This window comes from Parafilimonas sp. (genome assembly GCF_051953455.1).
In the GTDB taxonomy this organism is placed as follows: Bacteria; Bacteroidota; Bacteroidia; order Chitinophagales; family Chitinophagaceae; genus Parafilimonas.
Map to the genome: position 1 here is coordinate 35989 of NZ_JBQCIT010000031.1, position 19414 is coordinate 55402.

Sequence of the window (19414 nt, forward strand, 5' to 3'; positions counted from 1 at the left end):
ACCCTTAATTATGCAGGCAAATAAATATCAAATCTTGCGCCTTTATTTGGTTTGCCTGTGGCGGTAATAATACCCTCATGTTTTTCCACTATTTTTTTTACAAGTGCCAGGCCAATGCCTGTGCCTGAATAATCCTGCCTGCCATGCAGCCGTTGAAAAATAGCGAAAATTTGTTCAGCATATTCTTCTTCAAAGCCAATACCGTTATCTTTAAAAACAATGTGATGATATTTCTTTTGCGAATCAAGCTGTAAATGCTGCCTTACTTCTGCATCAGTGGCTTTGGAAGAACTAATTTGTATAACAGGTTTTTTACTGGAGAATTTTAATGCATTGCTGATGAGGTTTGAAAAAAGTTGAGAGAATAACAGCGGGATTCCTTTAACGGTTGGCAAATTTTTATATTTAATTACTGCATGCTTTTCTTCGATTAATAATTCAAAATCGTGTTTAGCATTTGCGATGATGTTATTTAAATCAACCGCTTCGAATTTTTCCTCCAAATGCGATGTTCGGGAATAATTCAGCACATCCCTGACTAATGTTTGCATGCGCTCGGCAGAAACACTTATTCTTTCAAGATAGCTTTCTATTACCGCTCTATTGCCCACTTTTCCTTTAAGCATATTGCTGAACGTTTGAATTTTCCGCAACGGTTCCTGTAAATCATGGCTGGCTATGCGTGCAAATTGTTCCAGTTCCCTGTTGGTTTTTTCAAGCGCTGCATTTTTTTCAGCCAGTTCTTTATTGGCTTCGATTATTAAAATTTCGTTCTTCCTTTTTTCCGTAATATCCTGCACAAGGCCGATCATAATCTTTTCACCCCGATCGTTTGTACCCAGGCTGCCCGAACCGGCAATATCTTTTATTTTTCCATTGGCAATAATGCGGTAATTCACCGGATACAATACTCCGGTTTTTATTCCCTCTTCCATATTCCTACGCACATGTTTCAAATCGTCCGGATGAATCAGCTTTAAAATATTTTCCAAGACCGGTTCAAATGTTTTTGAATCAACTCCATAAACCGCATACATATTTTTACTCCAGGTAACTTTGTTGGTTACGAGGTTCCAGGTATAATTTCCCATCTTGCCAATTACTTCCGCTTTTTCAAATGAAGTATTGAGAGCGGTGAGTTCAGCAGTCCTTTCTTTTACTTCTTTTTCCAGTTTATCGGCATACGTTTTTTGCTCCGTAATGTCCAGGGCAGTCCCGTACATTCTCACCGGCGCATTATTTTCAAACACAAGCTTACCTTCGGTTTTAACCCAGTGTAAAGATTTGTCCTGCCATATAACCCTCACTTCATAAAATAAATTACCTGTAATAAAAGCTTCTTCATGCGCTTTTATTCTTACAGGCAAATCGTCAGGATGAATAGCATCAACAAAACTTTGCCGGGTAAGGTTTTCTGCGTTATCGTATCCAAAAATGTGCGCAAACCTTTCGGAATAAATAAATTCATCTTCTTCAATATTCCAGTCAAAAGTACCCATAGCGCCTGCCTCAATAACCAGGCGTAGCCGCTTTTCACTTTCTTCAATTTGTTTACGGACCTTCGTATAGTCTGTAATGTCGCGGGCAATTTTTGATGCGCCTATAATTTTTCCTTCACTGTTTTTTATGGGCGAAATAGTAAGAGAGATATCTAACTGGTTGCCATTCTTGGTAAGCCGTTTTGTTTCAAAATGATCCACGATTTCACCACGTTTGATTTTAGCAAGTATCATTGATTCCTCATGAATCCGGTCTGCAGGAATTATTTTTGTAATAGGCTGCCCTATCATTTCTTCAGCCGTATAACCAAATAATTTTTGCGCGCTGGGATTCCAGCTGGTAACAATGCCTTTTGTGGTTTTGCTGACAATAGCATCTTCCGAAAATTGCACGATAGCAGCAAGCTTCGCATTGGCGATTTCCGCTCTTTTAGATTCTGTAACATCAATAAGCGTATTAACTGCCCCTGTCACTTTCCAGTTTGCATCGTAAATGGGCTCTGCAAACGGAATAAAAGACCGTCGTGTACCATCAGGCCGTTCTACAATGAAATGGGTGTCGGCAATCACCTTTCTTTTTTCTTTTAAGCAAACAGCCATCGGGCATTTATCAAGCGGCACCTCAGTAACGCCATCGGCTTCAAATATTTTCCATGAACCGCACCACTTATCTTTCCCGATTTGCGGATGACGCGCCCAAAGTTTTGCAGCTGCCTCATTATATAAAGTAATTATGCCCTGCTCATCTGTTGTATAAAAGGCCACAGGCAGGCAGGCAATGAGATTTTTATAACGTTCGTTGCTTTCAAGCAGCGCTATTTCTGCCTGCTTGATATTGGTTGTATCCTGGGAAATATTGATAGCGTTTTTTACCTTCCCATCTTCATCAAATAAAGGTAATGGCTTTGCCGGGTAATCATCAGCCGTCTTCTTTAAGCTATTTGTTTTTGAATTTCCTGTCGCAACAAAACCGGTACTTTTTTTTTCATCAGTCCTTTCACTGCGTTTCGACAAACTTTTCTTCACCTGATAAAATTTTTTTAAGTATTGTAATCAGTTTATTTATATCCGTTGGCTTGGTAAGAAAATAATCTGCGCCAAGTTTTTTTGTTTCGTCCTTATCGCGCTGCCCGCTGCTGGTAGTGTAAATAATAACCGGAACGTGTTTAAAGCGGTTTTGTTTTTTTATTTCTGTAAGACATTGGCTGCCACTCATGCCGGGCATATTTAAATCAAGAAAAATAAAATCAGGTTTAAACATCTTATCTTTTGAAAGCTTTTCCAGTGCGTCTTTGCAATTATCTGAAATAACAAACCTGATTAAGGAATTTATATTCTGAAGGGCGATTGAAAATATTTCCTGGTCGTCAGCGTCATCATCAATAAGCAATAAGGTAGGAGCTTGTACCATAGAATCAGTAAATAGGTAAACGAATTTAAATAATTCGGTTTAAATCTTTAATGTATGATTTATTGTCTATGATAAAATCTATTGATCTTCCGCCAAGCAGTTCCAGATATATTGATATACCCCCACGGCATCAGCCGGCGTTTCAGCCTTATTATGGTTACTGCAAAAAACGGCATGGTATTTTTGATCTGCAAAAATGCTTCCATGCGAACCTTTTACCAACGTTGCATCCAGCGGGATAACATCCATTACATAACGAAACCCAAGTTTTTTGCGCAACAATTTATAACCTGCCCTCGCTTTCGAAGTCATAAACAATTCCACAGGATCGTAGCCTGGCTTTTTATGTATATCAACCACTCTTGCATAATCCGGGGCCACAGCATCATCCAGCCAGAAATAATACGTAAACCAGCTATTGGTATCAGCCACCAGTACAAGATCGCCGGAACGTTCATGATTGATATGATATGCCTGCTGCTGCTCCTTATCAAGCACAAGCGCAACACCAGGAATATTTGATACAAGCGAACGAACCTTTGACAATACGGAAGTATCATTTATATAAATATGCGCCACCTGGTGATCGGCTACAGCAAAAGCCCTTGAAGCGCCTGCATCCAGCAATTCCAGGCCGCGTTCAACACGTATGCCTAATAATCCTTCCTTGCGCAAAAGCCTGTTAATGTGAATTGGATTGTTAACCGGCATTATGCCATATTCAGAAAGTAAAATGATTCTAGCACCTGATGCTTCATAATGCTCAACCAGTTGTTTTACCACATCATCAATCTCTTTTAAATGTGTGCTGATTTTCGAAAGGTCATCACCATATTTCTGCAGGCAATAATCAAGATGCGGTAAATAAATTAAGGTTAGTGTGGGATCATAATTTTTATCTGTAAATAAAGTGGCATCTGCTATCCATTGCGTTGAAGTAATATCTGCACCCGGCCCCCAGAATTTGAATAAGGGAAATTGTCCAAGTGCCTGTTGCAGTTCATCCCGAAGGCCTGCAGGGTAAGAATAACAATCGGGCATTTTTCTTCCGTCTGCAAGATAATTAGGGCGCGGCGTTACAGCATAATCTGCGCTGCTGTACATGTTGTACCACCAAAACATTTTGGAAGTGGTGAAGGAAGGGTCAATTTTTTTTGCGCGTTCCCATATTTTTTCTCCCTGCACCAGCTTGTTGGATTGCTTCCAGAATTTTACTTCGCAATCTGTTTTATCGTACCATCCGTTACCAACAATACCGGTTTCTGAAGGCCATTTACCTGTAATATATGTAGATTGAACGGAAGTAGTTACCGCAGGCAATACAGGCTTCACGGTTTGCAAACCATGCAGCGTTGTAAAGTTTTTTATGAAAGGCGTATGCTCTCCGATAAGATTGGATGATAAACCCACAACATCTATAACAACTGTTTTATGCATGCTGATTTCATTAAGGATTATTCAATAAATCCTTTACCCATTTTAATTCCCTGCTGATAGATTGATCAATAGGTAAACGCATAGTAGCCGGCAACACTTCCCACGTATAGGTTTCCACTTCCATATATTTGGTGAAAGGATTTTCTTTCTGAATATCAAGCACGGTTTTAATATCGTTTTGCGTTGATTGCAATATATCATAATGCTCAATGAAAAGCGGCACATGATAATGCGCCCGCCATTCTTCAACATCTGCACGATCACTGTCTGCAAGTGCATCCGGCATATCACGGTAACGCAAAAGCCCGCCATCTTTTTTTCTTGCTACCACCTGGTGCAGGTAAACAGGTTCATTAAAATTTTTAAAGGCATTGATCACATTTTCTTTCTCAATAGTTGAACCGTCAAGGCGGCCCTTTAATGCAGCGCTTATTTGTATTTTACCTGTTTTTATCCCATGCGATTCAAATTTTTTAATCATCGCTGCATGATCTTCATAGCCTACCGCAAAATGGCATACATCATAGCAAAGCCGGATATGTGTTTTGATGGCTGCTTCAGCTTCATGTCTATTCATGCCTTTGCCTTGCTGCAAATATTCAATGCCTGATGGTAACAAATATTGCAGGTACCATTCTAAAAATTCAGTTCCATTATCAAGCAATCCATCTGGTTCCGGCTCAATATCTATATGTATTGTTTTGCCGGCTTGTTGCTTGATATCAATCAGCTTATCAACAACCAGTAAAAGATTAGCAGTTGCTTTTTTCATAACGGCATTCCATTCATCTTCTTTATGCCAGAAACGATAAGTTAAAGGCGATGTAGAAATACTTCCTTCCATTTCATCTGGTAATAGTTGTGCTAATATTTCCGCAAGCCTTATAGTGTAAGCAACGCGATCGCTTGTTAACCAGTCAGGCGCATGCACCTGGTCTTTTACTGCCGTATGATGAAAATTTCCATAAGGAAAGCCATTCATCGTAAACACATATACATCATTATCACTTAACCATTGTTTAAAATCGTTCAATGATTGCTGTTGCTGCAAGGTTTTGCTGGCGGCATCAGCAAGCCGGAGGCCTAAACCAAATGCTTCTTCCGGCGCCAACTCTTTTTTTATTGCAGGCACATTTTCTTTCAGCTTTGCAAAATGGTCTTCCCAGCTTTCGCCTGCATGTATATTACTGCAATAAGTTAAGTGGCCATAAGAAGTTTTCATTCGTGTAATGTTTGATTTTTCAGTGGTCTCACGGAACGCCTAAATATATATTCCCTTTGTGATAATAATTTAATACAGGCGTTTCATTGTTGTTCAATTTGATGATATTGTTTCAGCCATTCAGAAGCTTTCTGTAATAATGAAATATCCAGTTGATGCACTTCTTCGCCTTTGCCAATTTCCCGTAACAGCATTATAGTAAGCCTTCCGCCGAGATGTTCCCGGAATTCGTGCAGGCCTTGTATCACCGGGCTGTTATCCCCTGCAATTTCCATCAGCGGATGTGTAATATCAAATCCAAGATCAATCAGTAATTGAATGACGGACCTTGCATCTTCTTCATTAAGCCAGCCGCATAAGTGCGAATAAGCCGTATCCAATGCTATGCCCATTGCCACGGCTTCACCGTGACGGATCTCAAAGTTCGAAAGCTGCTCCACTTTATGAGCGCTCCAGTGCCCGAAATCAAGCGGGCGTGATGATCCTTTTTCAAAGGGGTCGCCGCCTGCTATATGATCTATGTGTAATTGTGCGCATCGTTTTATCTGGTATTGCATTGGCTCCATTTCACGCCTGTTTAATGCCAAAGCATTTTCGCAGAGCCACACATAAAATTGTTTATCCTTTATCAATGCTACTTTAACGGCTTCTGCAATGCCGGCACGCCATTCCCTGTTATCAAGCGTAGTAAGAAAACGATCATCATTAAAAACAGCCACAGGCGGCGCAAATGTTCCAATGAAATTTTTTTTACCATTATAATTGATGCCATTTTTTACACCCACACCAGAATCGTTTTGTGACAATACCGTTGTTGGAATTCTTATATGATGAATGCCCCGATGTGCAATAGCGGCGGCATATCCTGCCATATCCAGCACGGCCCCGCCGCCAATGGCAGCAACGTAGGAATGCCTGTCAATACTATGTTCATCAACGGCTGCGATAATTTCATTCACATAAACCTCTGTGTTTTTGCAGGCTTCGCCGCCAGGAACAATTAGTATATCATCAATTAATATTACTTCACTGTTGCCTTCAAAATACTGCCGTATATCATCCATAAGTGTTGGATGATGTGCCGCAACGCCCGAATCAATTACAAAAAATATTTTTTTGATATTATCTGAAATATCAGTTTGTAAAAATTGCCTGAACACAGGATTCTGCTGCTGAAATAAATGACTGGTAAAATAAACGCGGTATTCAAATGGTACGCTAAAACGTTGTTGTATATAATCCATCTCAAACAAATAAATTAAGCAATACAATTCTAAAAACGACAATGGTTGCTGCTGTCATCAGCTATTATCACGTTACTGCAAAGAGCCGCGCCAGCAAAATAGAAAGCGGCAATAACAAAACTATAATACATGCAAGATAAAACTGTCCAAACGCAGCTGCCCATGCCGCATTCATTAATATCAATGCCAGCACACCGGCTTTCACAGCCTTGCCTATCAACGGGCCGGAAGGCTGGTTAATGGCTTTGATCAACGGCGGTATAATCATACCACAAAAACCGGCAATAAGAAAAACAGCCGTTTGCCAGTGTTGCTGAATTACACTAAACACAAGCAATGTTGCAACTACCAAAACATATAAACAAACAGCAAGGTATAAATTGGTTTTATTGCCGCCATGCACTTCTCCCCTGCTCACCGTGGTTATGGCTGCTATATAAATAACAGGCACTAAACACAAAAGCCAGTAAGTGTTTACGGCTGCCGGAATAATACTGATACCAAGCAATAAATTCAAGCCCCTGCATAAGCCCATGGTAAACGGGCCTGCAATAAAATGGTGTTTGCACCATTTATCATAAACCAATGCGCAAGCTGCAATAGCAACGGATAAAACAGCAGAGATTGAAAAAACATCTTCGTGAACATTTGCCGCCGCAATAATTCCTGTGATTAATAATAATGCGCCCCAAAGCGCAGCTGCAGTTTTATTTACAATACCGGAAGGAATAGGGCGTTCCGGGCGTTCAACTGCATCGAGTTTTGCATCAAACACATCATTGAATACTACACCGCCAGCATATAAACCCATTGTTGAAATGACCAGTAAAATCACCGGTTTCAATAAGTATTCATCTGCATTTAAAAAATAGCCTGATATAGCGATGCCTGCAAGAATATCCGAAACCGCAGTTATAACATTAGCCGGCCTTGTTAGCCGGAGCAATCCCATTATCCGTCTCACTAAAAACCTTATTTAATAATGATAGCGTTTTTGTCTATGCGTGGTTGCTGGCCGCCGCGCAAAATAGTGTTGCCGTTAAATTTCTGGCTTTGATCTATTTCCTTACTGCCGTTAAAATCTGCTTCATCAATTTGCCCGCTTTGTGCAAAAGCCGTAATGGCATTTTTATATGTTGCCAGGAAAATATCTTCCTCCTTAATACCGCGCTGTTTCATTAACGCAGCTGTTTTAGGCACAGCCAGCGGATCACTGATGCCCCAGTCGGCCGCTGAATTCACCATGATGCGTTCACTGCCGTATTGTTTAATAACTTCTACCATGCGCTCATTACCCATTTTAGTGAACGGGTAAATGGTGAATGCAGCCCAAAAACCGCGATCCAATACTTCTTTTACGGTTTCCTCATTATTATGATCTACAATTACCATGTAAGGATCAAGCCCATGCTCCAATGCAATATCCATGCTCCGCGTGGTTCCTTTTTTCTTATCGCGGTGCGGCGTATGGATCTGTACCGGCAGGTTTGCTTCTTTCGCCAGCTCCAGTTGCAGGCGATAATATTTTTCCTCTGCCGCGGTTTGATCATCAAAACCAATTTCACCCACACCAACCACACCTTCTTTATATATAAACCAAGGCAATATTTCCATTACCTGCTCAGCAAGCGCTTCGTTATTGGCCTCCCTTGAATTAAGGCCGATGGTACAATAATGTTTAATGCCAAACTGCGACGACCTGAATCGTTCCCATCCTATTAAACTGCTGTAATAATCCCTGAATGTGCCAACGGCAGTGCGAGGTTGTCCCAGCCAGAAAGCAGGTTCAATTAACGCTACCACGCCGGCATCTGCCATTGCCTGGTAATCATCGGTGGTGCGTGAAGTCATGTGCACATGCGGATCAAAAAAACGCATGCCTTTAATTGTATCAAGATAACTGGTATCATTACTATTGGGTTGCAGCTCTTTTTCTGTCAGGTTTCCATTACAACACATAATTACTCTATTAAAATTTGAAAGAATATTTTATGCAGCAACCGCTGCTTCTTTTGCAAGCGAATGCCAATTTAATTTACCCGATTCAATTGCGTTCGCTGTTTCGGGATATTGATGCAGCAATGTTTTGGCCGGTTCGTAGTTACTGTTATAACAGGCAAGCAATGCGGCCTTTTGTTCAACCGGGTTTTTGCTTTCCAGCACTTTTTGTATGTCGTTGAAATTTGCTGCATTAATAAATGGGGCAACACAACGCCACAATTGCGGGTGCACTGTTCTCGATGCTGCCCAACGTTCATGCGCATAATCGCATAAAGTATCAGCGAGTGCTTTATTAGCCCTTTTATCAAGACCGATGATGCGGTCAATATCCTTCTCCGTAAAAAAAGCTTTCAACACTAACTGGTTCCATGCCGCTTCGCTTAAATATTCCGAAGGATAAGGATTATCGCAGATAATCGTTTCCAGCACTGCGCCTATATTGCTTCTTATGCCTTCCGCACAGCGTGCCGCCCATTTTTGCGGGTAAGCAAGAACAGGTAATGCGCCATACAAGGTTACCAGTTCATTCACTTCTGCTGCAAGAAACAGGTTCTCTATGATTTTTATATAGGCATCTTCATTTGTATTGTCTAATTGCAGCAGGAGCCATAGCCTGCACAACCGGTCAATAGTATATCCGGCTATAGAAAACCCCGGGCGTATTTGCTGCAGGGCCTTTAATTGTTCTGCTGAAACCTGTATATATTCCTTGCCCGTTTTACGTGGAATTAAAACAAAGGTTTTATTAAACTGTACAATATCACCAGGCAAAGATTGCTGCTGCAGCCACTGCCAGGCTGCCGGTGCAAGTTGCTGCTCAATAATCCCGGTGAGAAAGGCGTTCAATCGTTCTATTTGAAAAACATACATTTATTAATCATTTAAAAGATCGGCGGATAAAACTACTTCAATTTTAATTTTAACTATCCTGCCCCGTGCGGGCAAATAAAACAATAAACAATAAACCAGCTATGATTTACCGCATGCAAAAAAAGTTTAACATACTTATACAATAGTTTTAATGTTTGCACAGAGAGTCCCGCGATTTAGTGAAAACAGGTTCAGGTGATATCCTTCATACGTCGATCCTGTGGGAAAAGCGCTTGCAGAAAAGGCTTTCAACCCAGCTTTAATCACCCGGCCGCGCCTCACCCCGGTTCGTTTTTATTCTTGACAAAAACAAACCAATTACCACAAAGAAAACTCCAACAATCGTATAAATGCTGATAACATCTTTTACTACCAACGCGGCTATAATAAAACCAAATAACGGGCAAAGAAACAGCCACAAGCCTGCGCGAACAGCATTCAATTGCAATAAACGCAACCATAACTGCACGGCAAAAATAGAAACGGGTATGGCCAGCCAGCTTACAGACAGCCAGAATTTACTATTGAAATGATTATCGGAATTTCTATAAAAGAAAAGTGTTACAGGCAGTAAAAATAATCCGCCAAGCAAAGTTTGCCAGCCATTAATGGTAAGCAGAGAAAGCCCGTTCCATTGCCTGGATGAGAAATAAATAGCGCCAATAGAATAAGATAACATGCTTAAAAATATTGTTATCAAGCCTGCAACACTTACAGTGGCATCGCCCATTAAAGGCCATGAAGCGCATACAACACCAAGTGTGCAAACAATGATAGAAATAATGATGGAGTAATGCAGTTTCTTTTTTAAAAAGAATACCGAAAGAAAGCTGATGAACACAGGATTGGAAGCAATAGCCAAAGCGCCTATACCTGCTGTAACGTTTTGCATGGCGATGACATACAAACCCAGGTAAACACTGATGTTTAAAAAGCCATAAACCATCAATTGCTTCCATTCTTTTTTTTCAGGCAAACGTTGTTTTAAAATAAAATGTGCAATAAACAACATAAGGAATGAGGCAAGTGCAAAACGCACTTCTGCAATTACCAAAGGCTGCGCGGCCATAAGTCCGATCTTAGTGGCAGTTGAAGCCGATGCCCATAAAACTGCAAAGAATATTCCTGTAATAAACCAACTAAAATTTTTATTAATATGCATCATTATAATTGAACAGCATCACTTCATCAGGTGTGCTGCAAGCCCTGCATGCAATACCATTCCTGCCCCTTTAAATAAATTCCCTTTCGCTATTTGTGCAACAATTCTATCGCGGTGAAGATAGCCATACCATTCACCATTTTCTCTGGCGGCAATGAAAAAGCCAGAATACAAAACAGCAGCGGTAATAAATCCTTTTGTAATTACATTCATGTGTATTTGTAAACTTGCTTTGTAAAATTTTTACTTCCATTTTACTGCTGTAAAAACAATTTCTTTATAGCCATCCCTTTCATACAATACACCAATTGTTTTTTTATTAAGCTTTACCAGATCGGAATAAGCCGTAAAATCCTTTTTACGGCTGTCAGCGCTTTTATCAACTGCAATGGCTTTACTCCATGTTTTGCCATCATTATAACTGATGCGCAGTGTAAGGTTATCCCTTTGTTTTATATCAGCAGCATTGCAAAAGGCAATAATGTTTTTATCTTTTTTTGTGCCGATATTTAAAATACTTCCCTGGTTTACGGGATCGATGAGTGTTTGATCAACATATGTTGTATCCCATGTTGCGCCGCCATCGCTGCTGATGGAAATAATCCTTGCCTTCACATCCCCGCTTTGGTTGCGGCTGTTCATCATTAATCGGTCACTGCTTAATTCTGCCGCCATAGATTCATTGCTTCCGGGATAATTTACCGTTGCTCCCAAATGAAATGTTTTGCCATGATCATCTGTATAAAACCCATGCGCAGCATAGTCTGTAAAATGTTCTTGTGGTGCGCCTGCAGAATGATTGGCGGCCACAAAAATTCTTCCTTTATATTTTCCGTTTTGAAACTGCATGGCATGGCCAGGCGTATTCGCATAACTTCTCCAGTCTTCCGCAAAAGTATAAGCCGGATTTACTTTTGATTGTTTGGGACGATGCACCTGCGTTGTAATATTTACAGCATCGCTCCACGTGTTACCGTTATCAGTTGAAGTTTTATACCAAGCTTCGCGCAGGCCATTCCCCATTCTTACTTCGCCTTCGTAATTATTGCCTGTATTATAAAACAGGAAAATACGGCCACGGGGATAAGCCTGATCGGTTAAATCAACAACGGGTGCGGGATTGCCTGCCTGTAATGAATCAACATCTACAATGGTTTGCAACGGCGACCATGTTTTACCGCCATCATGGCTTTGCTTCATTACAATATTAATGTCGCCAAAATCGCCGGCGCCGTTTACCCGGCCTTCGCAAAAAGCCAGCAGTTTTCCATCTGGCAAACCAATGATTGCCGGGATGCGATAACTTTTATGCCCTTCTGTTCCCGACACAAAAACAGGAACCTTTTGCTGCGCAAAAATTTGTATGCATGAACAAAAGAAAAACAGGCAGGCAAATAAATGTTTCATTAGTTAATTAATTTGAATAGTAACCCGATTACTGTTTTTTCGTACACGATCTGCATTAATTTTCTTTTCGCTGTTCCACGAGATTTTCCAGCCATAAGGTTTTATAATAAGCGGGGCAATAGAAATAATAATTAATATAACTCCAGTGGAGGAATACTTGTTTGAATGGCGTGGGATAAGAAAACGCCGCTCTTGCCTGGAAAAAAATAAATTGCTGCTGGTTGCTTTTTTCAAATGCTTCAATATCCGTGAATGGCGGCATGTAATATGCATCTTTCACGCCAAGCCGCATCAAAGAAGTGCTTAAAATAATTTTATCCATCACGTTATTACAGGCATCAAATTCTTTTTTGGCATCATCAATTAACTGTTGCCTGTACACTTCCAATTGAGGAAGATGAAAAGCGCGCATCAAACGAACAACATGATAGATTAAAATAGAAGACCGCACATAATAAGGGGAGAGATAGGTGGGGGCACTCATATATTCCCGGTTACGCACCATTTCTGTAAGCAGTTGTAATGTGGCGCTGTCCTGCTTTACAAACGGCAGCTTTTTATCCAAAACGAAATATAAAATATTACAATGCACGCCAAAGTCAAAGTCGGGCACGGTGCGGCTTCCAAGGTAGGTGCTGTAAGCGGGAATGTTTCTATACTTTTTATAAGCAGCAATTATCTTTTGTTTGGAAAGATTGGCAACATCGATCAACCGTTGCTTTAAATCTGTCACATCTTTATCGCTGCTGCTGTCGGTCATTAATATCATCACTGTATCATCTGCATCTTCACCCTGCCCAAAAACCTGTTTCAAATATTTAAAGTAATACGTGCCCGGCATTATCGGGTCTTTTGTTGCCCAGAAACCATAATAAGGATAACCGTGTTTATTGCGGTATAACGGATAAGAATTCCGGGCTTCATGAATAATATTTTCGGCAATAGTTTTATCTGCAACATTCAAATAAGGTAGCATATTACGCAAGGAAAAAGCAGTAATAGCCGTATAAAAAACAGTATTATCCGGTTGAAGATTATGCGGGGCACCGCCACATTCGCGATACGTTGGAAAGCCGCCCCTGTAAAAGAAACCATCTTCTTTAACCTGCATTGACTGAATATCCAAAAGTAAGGCACGAATAAGCGAATCTTTATTTTGTGCAGAAACTGCTTCAAAAAAGCATAAAAAAATAAGTATGGTAAAAATTAGTTTAAACATGCTTTACGCACTTTAAGGAGATGGGGTGATCTTATAAATGTATTTCAGCCATTTTAAAATATTGCCAGGCTTTTCCATATCAACAATCATATCTTTCCTCTCCAGCTTCCACCAGTTAACTTTGCCTTTCTGTTGTTTTTGTGTTTCAATAAACTGGTCGATAGCCACAAGGCTTCTTGCATTGATGGTATTCATTACAATGCAAAAGTCCTCTTTATCTTTCTTTGCATAAGGCAATGCATAAATTTTTTTATTCTGCAATTGTATGCGTTCCATAAATTCTTTTTTAAACTGAACATAATCATCGCAGGTGTTTATCAATGTATAAATATTATCACGCACATCTTTATACAAATCAAAAATATCATTGCCGAGCTGGTATAAACTACCGATTAAAAAAAGCACTTCAAGCATTTGCGTGCTGGCCGCTTCATCCAAACATTGATGGTAGATAATTACGCTTACAGCGCCCTTTGTATAAGTAATGCGTTGCATTTCTTCCTTTGAAATGCCAGGCTTCGTTTGCGCAATGGTTTCCACCTGTATATTCAGCACATCTTTTGAGGCTTTTATATATTCTTCTTTGTGCGGAACGGTTTTCAATAAATAGGTTTGGATTTCTTTTGCCACATGCGATGAAAACGTAGTGGCAGTAAAGGTTTCAGGATGAAAAGTTATTTGACGTATGCTATCGTTATCCAGTTTATCAATATCAAACAAGTCATCGCCAACAGGCGTAAGAATGCCGAACAATGTAGCCCGCTTACGTTCTTCTTTACTTAAACTTTGCCCATACAATCTTTTATAACTGCTGCATAAAAAAGACGTAATAAAAAGACCGTAGTATTTTAAGATTTTGCCGCGTTGCTCTGCCTCAAACCTGCCATTATATTTATTTTCAAGCTCATCCAGATAAGGAATAAGAAATGTTTTATTGAATTGTTTTTGAACTTTTATTTCACTGTAAACTTTCCTGGCGATATTGATATAACGGAAGAAATTCATGTATAATTCAAAAGTAAAAAGTAAAAACCCAAAATAAGCAAGCGTTTCCACTTATAACTTAAAACTTATTACTTATAACTTTACTTCACATTCGCCACTACTTTTGCGCCGGCTCTTTTAGCAGATTGCATTACGCGAAAAACTTCGCCATAGTAAGAAGAGGTATCAGCATTAATTACAACCGAAGGCGTATCAACGGTGCTGCGATTTTTATCAACCTCAAATTTTATAAGGCTGTCGAGGCTGTTGGGTTCAATCTGGCGGTGACCAATATAAATGTGCTGGTCTTTATCAATGGAAACAACAATATTCTGTTTGGCCTTGGTATCTTTTGTGCCTTTGGGATTGTTTACCCTTACAACATTCGGGTTTGCCAGCGTTGATATAATTAAAAAGAAAAACAGCAGGATAAACAAAATATCATTCAATGTTCCCGAATGCACTTCCGCCTGTGTTTTAAATCTTCTTCTTATGTTCATAACTATAAACTCAAAACTTTAAACTACAAACTAACGCGTTGGCTCCTGCAACACATCAATAAATTCTGCGCTGGCAATTTCCATCCTGTTGGCTGTTTTATCCACCTGCGTATTTAAAAAATTATAGGCCACATAAGCCAGCAAACCAATTATAAGTCCCGCAGCCGATGTAATCATCTTTGTATAAATACCACCTGCAATTTCACCCAGTTCCAGTTCGCCGGTTGATGCGATAGCAGAAAACAATTGCAGCATACCCACAATGGTTCCCAGAAACCCAAACATAGGTGCAATGCCGGCAATCAAAGAAAGTATATTCAGGTTGCGTTCCATTTTATACATTTCAATGCGGCCCACATTTTCCATGCTTTTTTCAATAGCGTCAATGGGTTTGCCAATGCGTTGAACGCCTTTATCAATAATTCGTGCAACCGGGTTATCGGTATTGCGGGCAAGGTTTCTTGCCCCATTTATATTACCTGTAATAATATTATCGCGAATGATATGCATGAAGTTGGCATCAATTCTCGAAGCCTTGCGAATAGCAATCAATCTTTCAAAAAAAACAAAAATAGCCACGGCCAGCAACACATAAAGCGGATACATAATCCAGCCGCCCTTATTTAGCAGCGTCCATAAATTCATGGTTTGCGGCTGTTGTGCAATAGTGTTTACAAGCTTTGAACTATCAACCTGTAATAAAAATAGCATGCTTATACTTTTTGATGTATGCAAAATACGTTCAACCACAAAACAACGGTGGCACTGTTGATAAATTACCTAATAATGTTATTTTAAGAAAGATTTTGCAGCAAAGCTATGCTTCGCTACGTGTTTTTTGGTTACCGGCCAATCATTTCATGGCATCACCTGTTGCGTCGCATTCCTGTCATCCATATATTTTCATGGCAGCAATGGTCTTCCTGAATCAACATTAGAATTGATTCAGACAATCAGCAATTGGTTATTTGCCACTATTGGTCTTACGCATGGAAGCGTCTGACCGTGTGCAAGCTTTCAGGCGCTTTCATTCCTGTAAAACATTTGTATCTTTGATACATGCAGCAAACCGCAGCAAAATATATAACCCAGCAGGATTACCTGGCCTTTGAACGCAATGCTTTGGATAAACATGAGTATTACAAAGGCGAAATATTTGCTATGAGCGGTGCATCATTCAAACATAATCTTATTGAAACCAATTTAAGGCGGGCTTTAGGCAATTTCCTGCAGGATAAAGATTGCAATGAATTTGGCAGCAACCTACGCATTCACATTCCATCCAATACATTATATACTTATCCTGATATTATTGTTCTCTGTGATGAACCGGCATTTGTGGATGATGAATTTGACACCATCACAAACCCATCTGTTATCATTGAAATTCTTTCACCATCTACCGCCAATTACGACCGGGGCGCTAAATTTGATCTGTACAGGGAAATAACATCTTTACACGAATATCTCCTCGTTGATTCAACAACTATTCATGCAGTTTTATATGTGAAGAATGATGATAACACCTGGACCTTGTCAGAAACAAAAGATTTAGACCAATCGTTAACAATTCCTTCCATCAATTTCACCATCGGCATTCGGGATATATACAATGGCGTTGATAAAGTAAAGCGTTAATATTATCTTGCCAGCATGTTGGCATGCAGGCATATTGCGCTCACACAGTTTCGCAACTACCAGTTTGAATCTTTCAACTTCAACGAAAATATTATTGGTATTTATGGCCAAAACGGAAGCGGTAAAACCAATTTGCTCGATGCTATCTATTATTTATGTTTCACCAAAAGCAGCTTTAACCGCCCCGATGCACAAAGCGTAAAAGATGGCTTTGCCGGTTTTCGCATTGAGGGAAAGTTTGAAAATGGCAGCGAAGAACATCAACTGGTTTGCATACTGCGCGAAAATAACCGCAAAGAATTTTTGGCGGATGAAGAAAGTTATACAAGGTTTTCAGAACATATTGGCAAATTTCCCTGTGTGATGATAGCGCCCGATGATGTGTCTTTAATTACCGAAGGCAGTGAAGAACGCAGGAAATTTATAGATACATTATTATCACAACTGCAGCATGATTATCTTGAACAACTGATTGCCTATAATAAAATATTGCAGCAGCGCAACAGCTTTTTAAAGTTTGCAGCCGAACGCAACAGTTACGATGAACAACTGCTTGAAATATTAAACAGCCAGCTGATTGAAAAAGGCAATTTTATTTTTGAACGAAGGCAACAATTTTTAAATGAATTCTTGCCTAAAGTTTTAGCCCAATACATGTTGATTGCTGAAAAAGATGACAAGCTTTCCCTTGCATATGAAAGCCAGTTAAACAATAACACGTTTGAAGAATTATTACACCAAAACCTGCAACGCGATTTGTACCTGCAACGCACCGGCGCCGGCATTCATAAAGATGACATGGTGATTGAATTGCAGCAAACCGCTTTTAAAAACATAGCATCGCAGGGACAACGCAAGAGCCTGCTGTTCGCGCTTAAGCTGGCTGCTTTTGAAACGTTGAAAAATAAAAAAGGTTTTGCACCCATTCTTTTATTGGACGATGTGTTTGAAAAGCTTGATGAAAAGCGCATGCAAAACCTGTTGCAATATGTTTGCGTGGAAAGCGGAGCCCAGGTTTTTATAACCGATACACATAAAGAGAGGTTACAGCAATCTTTTGTGAAGATTGGTAAAGGTTATGATTTGATCGGATTATAAATTTGTAGTTTCCGAAGCAGGAAAGAACGATTCAAGAATATTATACAATGAAAAAATTATTGTTTTTGCTCATAGCGTTCAGCTCGTTGCTCACTACTGCAGTAAATGCACAGCAAACGAAAGCATTTACACATGCTGATACATTACGCGGCAGCATTACTCCTGAGCGGGCATGGTGGGATGTGCTTAGATATGATATTACAGTGAAGCCGGATTATGAGGCCAAAGCGATTCAAGGTGCCACAACTATTACGTTTAAAGCAATTAGAAACAATAATAAAATGCAGATTGATCTTCAGCAACCGCTGGAAATTGACAGCTTTTCGGTGAATGGTGAGATGCAGGATAAAAATGCTTTTGAACATAATGAAACAGCTTTAAACGTTTGGTATTTACATATTCAACCAATGCCTGGCAACTCAACTCAAAAAGTTACCATTTATTATCATGGTAAACCTCGTGAAGCTGTTCGCCCGCCCTGGGATGGCGGCTGGATATGGAAGAAAGATAAGCTTGGCCGCCCTTGGATGAGTGTTGCCTGCCAGGGCCTTGGCGCCAGCGTTTGGTATCCCTGCAAAGACCACCAGAGCGATGAGCCTGATAATGGCGCTTCACTCACCATTATTGCGCCTGATACTTTAGTCGCAGTTGGCAACGGCAGGCTTGCATCAACCCTAAAAAACAATAACGGCACATCTGTATGGAGATGGGAAGTAAAAAATCCTATCAACAACTATAACATCATTCCCTACATTGGTAAATATGTAAACTGGACTGATACTTTGCATGGCGAAAAAGGCACACTTGATATGAGTTTCTGGGTGCTTGATTACAACCTTGATTCTGCCAAAGTACAGTTTCAGCAGGCCAAATCTGTTATACATGCTTTGGAATACTGGTGGGGCCCTTATCCTTTTTATGAAGACAGTTATAAGCTGGTTGAATCGCCGCATTTAGGCATGGAACATCAAAGCGCAGTGGCCTATGGCAATCATTTTCGCAACGGTTATCTTGGCACAGATTTAAGCGGCAGCGGCTGGGGTTTGAAATGGGATTTTATTATTGAACACGAAAGCAGCCATGAATGGTTTGGCAATAACATTACATCAAAAGACCTGGCAGATATGTGGATTCATGAAAGCTTTGCCAATTACAGTGAAACTTTATACACGGAATATTTGTTTGGCAAAGAAGCCGGCAATGATTACAATTATGGCACCCGCAAAAAGATAAGGAACCATGAACCAATTATTGCACATTATAATGTGAATGAAGAAGGCAGCGGCGACATGTATTATAAAGGCGGCAATATGCTGCAAACTATTCGCCATTCCATAAACAACGATGCAAAATGGCGCAACATTTTACGCGGCCTCGGTAAAACATTTTATCATCAAACGGTTACGGCACAGCAAATAGAAAATTATATAAGCAACAATGCCGGTATAGATTTCAGTAAAGTGTTTGATCAATACCTGCGCAATACGCAAATACCGCAACTGAGTTATTATTATTCACCCGATAAAAAGAAAGTTTATTACCGTTGGGATAGCTGTATCACCGGCTTTGATCTTCAGCTTGTTTTATGGCATGATGATAAAAGCCTCCGCATAAAGCCAACTCAACAATGGAAAAGTTTAAGTGACACTGCCTTTTTTAATACAGCCTGGATTGAAAAGCATTATTATATAAAGCTGAAAGAAGTGCAGGCGCAGTAAAATC

18 protein-coding genes are annotated in these 19414 nt (G+C 40.0%); 3 read left to right on the top strand and 15 right to left on the bottom strand.

Annotated elements, in window-relative coordinates; genetic code table 11:
- Positions 1 to 8: 8 nt before the first annotated feature.
- The 15 genes from ACTHN6_RS11930 to ACTHN6_RS12000 all read right to left on the bottom strand — a co-directional run bounded on the left by ACTHN6_RS11930 (position 9) and on the right by ACTHN6_RS12000 (position 15667).
- Positions 9 to 2525: a PAS domain-containing sensor histidine kinase gene (locus ACTHN6_RS11930; RefSeq protein ID WP_440435988.1), complete on the bottom strand. Its 2517-nt coding sequence runs from the start codon at positions 2523 to 2525 to the stop codon at positions 9 to 11.
- Complete coding sequence (locus ACTHN6_RS11935) at positions 2497 to 2910, bottom strand: response regulator (RefSeq protein ID WP_440435989.1); 414 nt, start codon at positions 2908 to 2910, stop codon at positions 2497 to 2499. The genes ACTHN6_RS11930 and ACTHN6_RS11935 overlap by 29 nt, the downstream gene beginning before the upstream one ends.
- A gap of 78 nt (positions 2911 to 2988) precedes the next feature.
- Positions 2989 to 4347, bottom strand: coding sequence for an alkaline phosphatase family protein (locus tag ACTHN6_RS11940; protein WP_440435990.1), 1359 nt, complete (start codon positions 4345 to 4347; stop codon positions 2989 to 2991).
- 10 nt (positions 4348 to 4357) lie between these two features.
- Entirely contained in the window at positions 4358 to 5569 is a 1212-nt protein-coding gene (gene eboE / locus ACTHN6_RS11945) for a metabolite traffic protein EboE (RefSeq protein WP_440435991.1), read from the bottom strand.
- 83 nt (positions 5570 to 5652) lie between these two features.
- The gene (locus ACTHN6_RS11950) at positions 5653 to 6813 is read right to left on the bottom strand and encodes a 3-dehydroquinate synthase (RefSeq protein ID WP_440435992.1); all 1161 of its coding nucleotides are present in this window, start codon (positions 6811 to 6813) and stop codon (positions 5653 to 5655) included.
- A gap of 67 nt (positions 6814 to 6880) precedes the next feature.
- Positions 6881 to 7777 carry a UbiA-like protein EboC gene (gene eboC, locus ACTHN6_RS11955; RefSeq protein WP_440435993.1) on the bottom strand — a complete coding sequence of 299 codons (897 nt, stop codon included), beginning with the start codon at positions 7775 to 7777 and terminating at the stop codon, positions 6881 to 6883.
- An 8-nt stretch (positions 7778 to 7785) separates the two neighbouring features.
- Positions 7786 to 8772 (bottom strand): TatD family hydrolase, encoded by a 987-nt coding sequence (locus tag ACTHN6_RS11960; protein WP_440435994.1) that lies wholly within the window; start codon positions 8770 to 8772, stop codon positions 7786 to 7788.
- A 30-nt stretch (positions 8773 to 8802) separates the two neighbouring features.
- Positions 8803 to 9684 carry an EboA domain-containing protein gene (locus ACTHN6_RS11965; protein WP_440435995.1) on the bottom strand — a complete coding sequence of 294 codons (882 nt, stop codon included), beginning with the start codon at positions 9682 to 9684 and terminating at the stop codon, positions 8803 to 8805.
- 259 nt (positions 9685 to 9943) lie between these two features.
- Positions 9944 to 10849: a DMT family transporter gene (locus ACTHN6_RS11970; protein ID WP_440435996.1), complete on the bottom strand. Its 906-nt coding sequence runs from the start codon at positions 10847 to 10849 to the stop codon at positions 9944 to 9946.
- Positions 10850 to 10864: 15 nt separating this feature from the next.
- The gene (locus ACTHN6_RS11975) at positions 10865 to 11059 is read right to left on the bottom strand and encodes a hypothetical protein (RefSeq protein ID WP_440435997.1); all 195 of its coding nucleotides are present in this window, start codon (positions 11057 to 11059) and stop codon (positions 10865 to 10867) included.
- A gap of 30 nt (positions 11060 to 11089) precedes the next feature.
- Positions 11090 to 12253: a sialidase family protein gene (locus ACTHN6_RS11980; protein WP_440435998.1), complete on the bottom strand. Its 1164-nt coding sequence runs from the start codon at positions 12251 to 12253 to the stop codon at positions 11090 to 11092.
- Between the two features lie 55 nt (positions 12254 to 12308).
- Positions 12309 to 13472, bottom strand: coding sequence for a hypothetical protein (locus tag ACTHN6_RS11985; protein WP_440435999.1), 1164 nt, complete (start codon positions 13470 to 13472; stop codon positions 12309 to 12311).
- A gap of 12 nt (positions 13473 to 13484) precedes the next feature.
- Positions 13485 to 14528 (bottom strand): hypothetical protein, encoded by a 1044-nt coding sequence (locus ACTHN6_RS11990; protein WP_440436000.1) that lies wholly within the window; start codon positions 14526 to 14528, stop codon positions 13485 to 13487.
- Between the two features lie 29 nt (positions 14529 to 14557).
- Entirely contained in the window at positions 14558 to 14956 is a 399-nt protein-coding gene (locus ACTHN6_RS11995) for an ExbD/TolR family protein (RefSeq protein WP_440436001.1), read from the bottom strand.
- 30 nt (positions 14957 to 14986) lie between these two features.
- The gene (locus ACTHN6_RS12000; protein WP_090655192.1) at positions 14987 to 15667 is read right to left on the bottom strand and encodes a MotA/TolQ/ExbB proton channel family protein; all 681 of its coding nucleotides are present in this window, start codon (positions 15665 to 15667) and stop codon (positions 14987 to 14989) included.
- Positions 15668 to 16015: 348 nt separating this feature from the next.
- Between ACTHN6_RS12000 and ACTHN6_RS12005 the strand changes: the two genes are divergently transcribed.
- The 3 genes from ACTHN6_RS12005 to ACTHN6_RS12015 are packed head-to-tail and all read left to right on the top strand — an operon-like array spanning position 16016 to position 19410.
- Complete coding sequence (locus tag ACTHN6_RS12005) at positions 16016 to 16594, top strand: Uma2 family endonuclease (RefSeq protein ID WP_440436002.1); 579 nt, start codon at positions 16016 to 16018, stop codon at positions 16592 to 16594.
- A 15-nt stretch (positions 16595 to 16609) separates the two neighbouring features.
- On the top strand, positions 16610 to 17692 hold the full coding sequence (recF, locus tag ACTHN6_RS12010; RefSeq protein ID WP_440436003.1) for a DNA replication/repair protein RecF: 1083 nt from the start codon (positions 16610 to 16612) through the stop codon (positions 17690 to 17692).
- A 47-nt stretch (positions 17693 to 17739) separates the two neighbouring features.
- Positions 17740 to 19410 carry a M1 family metallopeptidase gene (locus ACTHN6_RS12015; RefSeq protein ID WP_440436004.1) on the top strand — a complete coding sequence of 557 codons (1671 nt, stop codon included), beginning with the start codon at positions 17740 to 17742 and terminating at the stop codon, positions 19408 to 19410.
- The last annotated feature ends 4 nt before the right edge of the window (positions 19411 to 19414 follow it).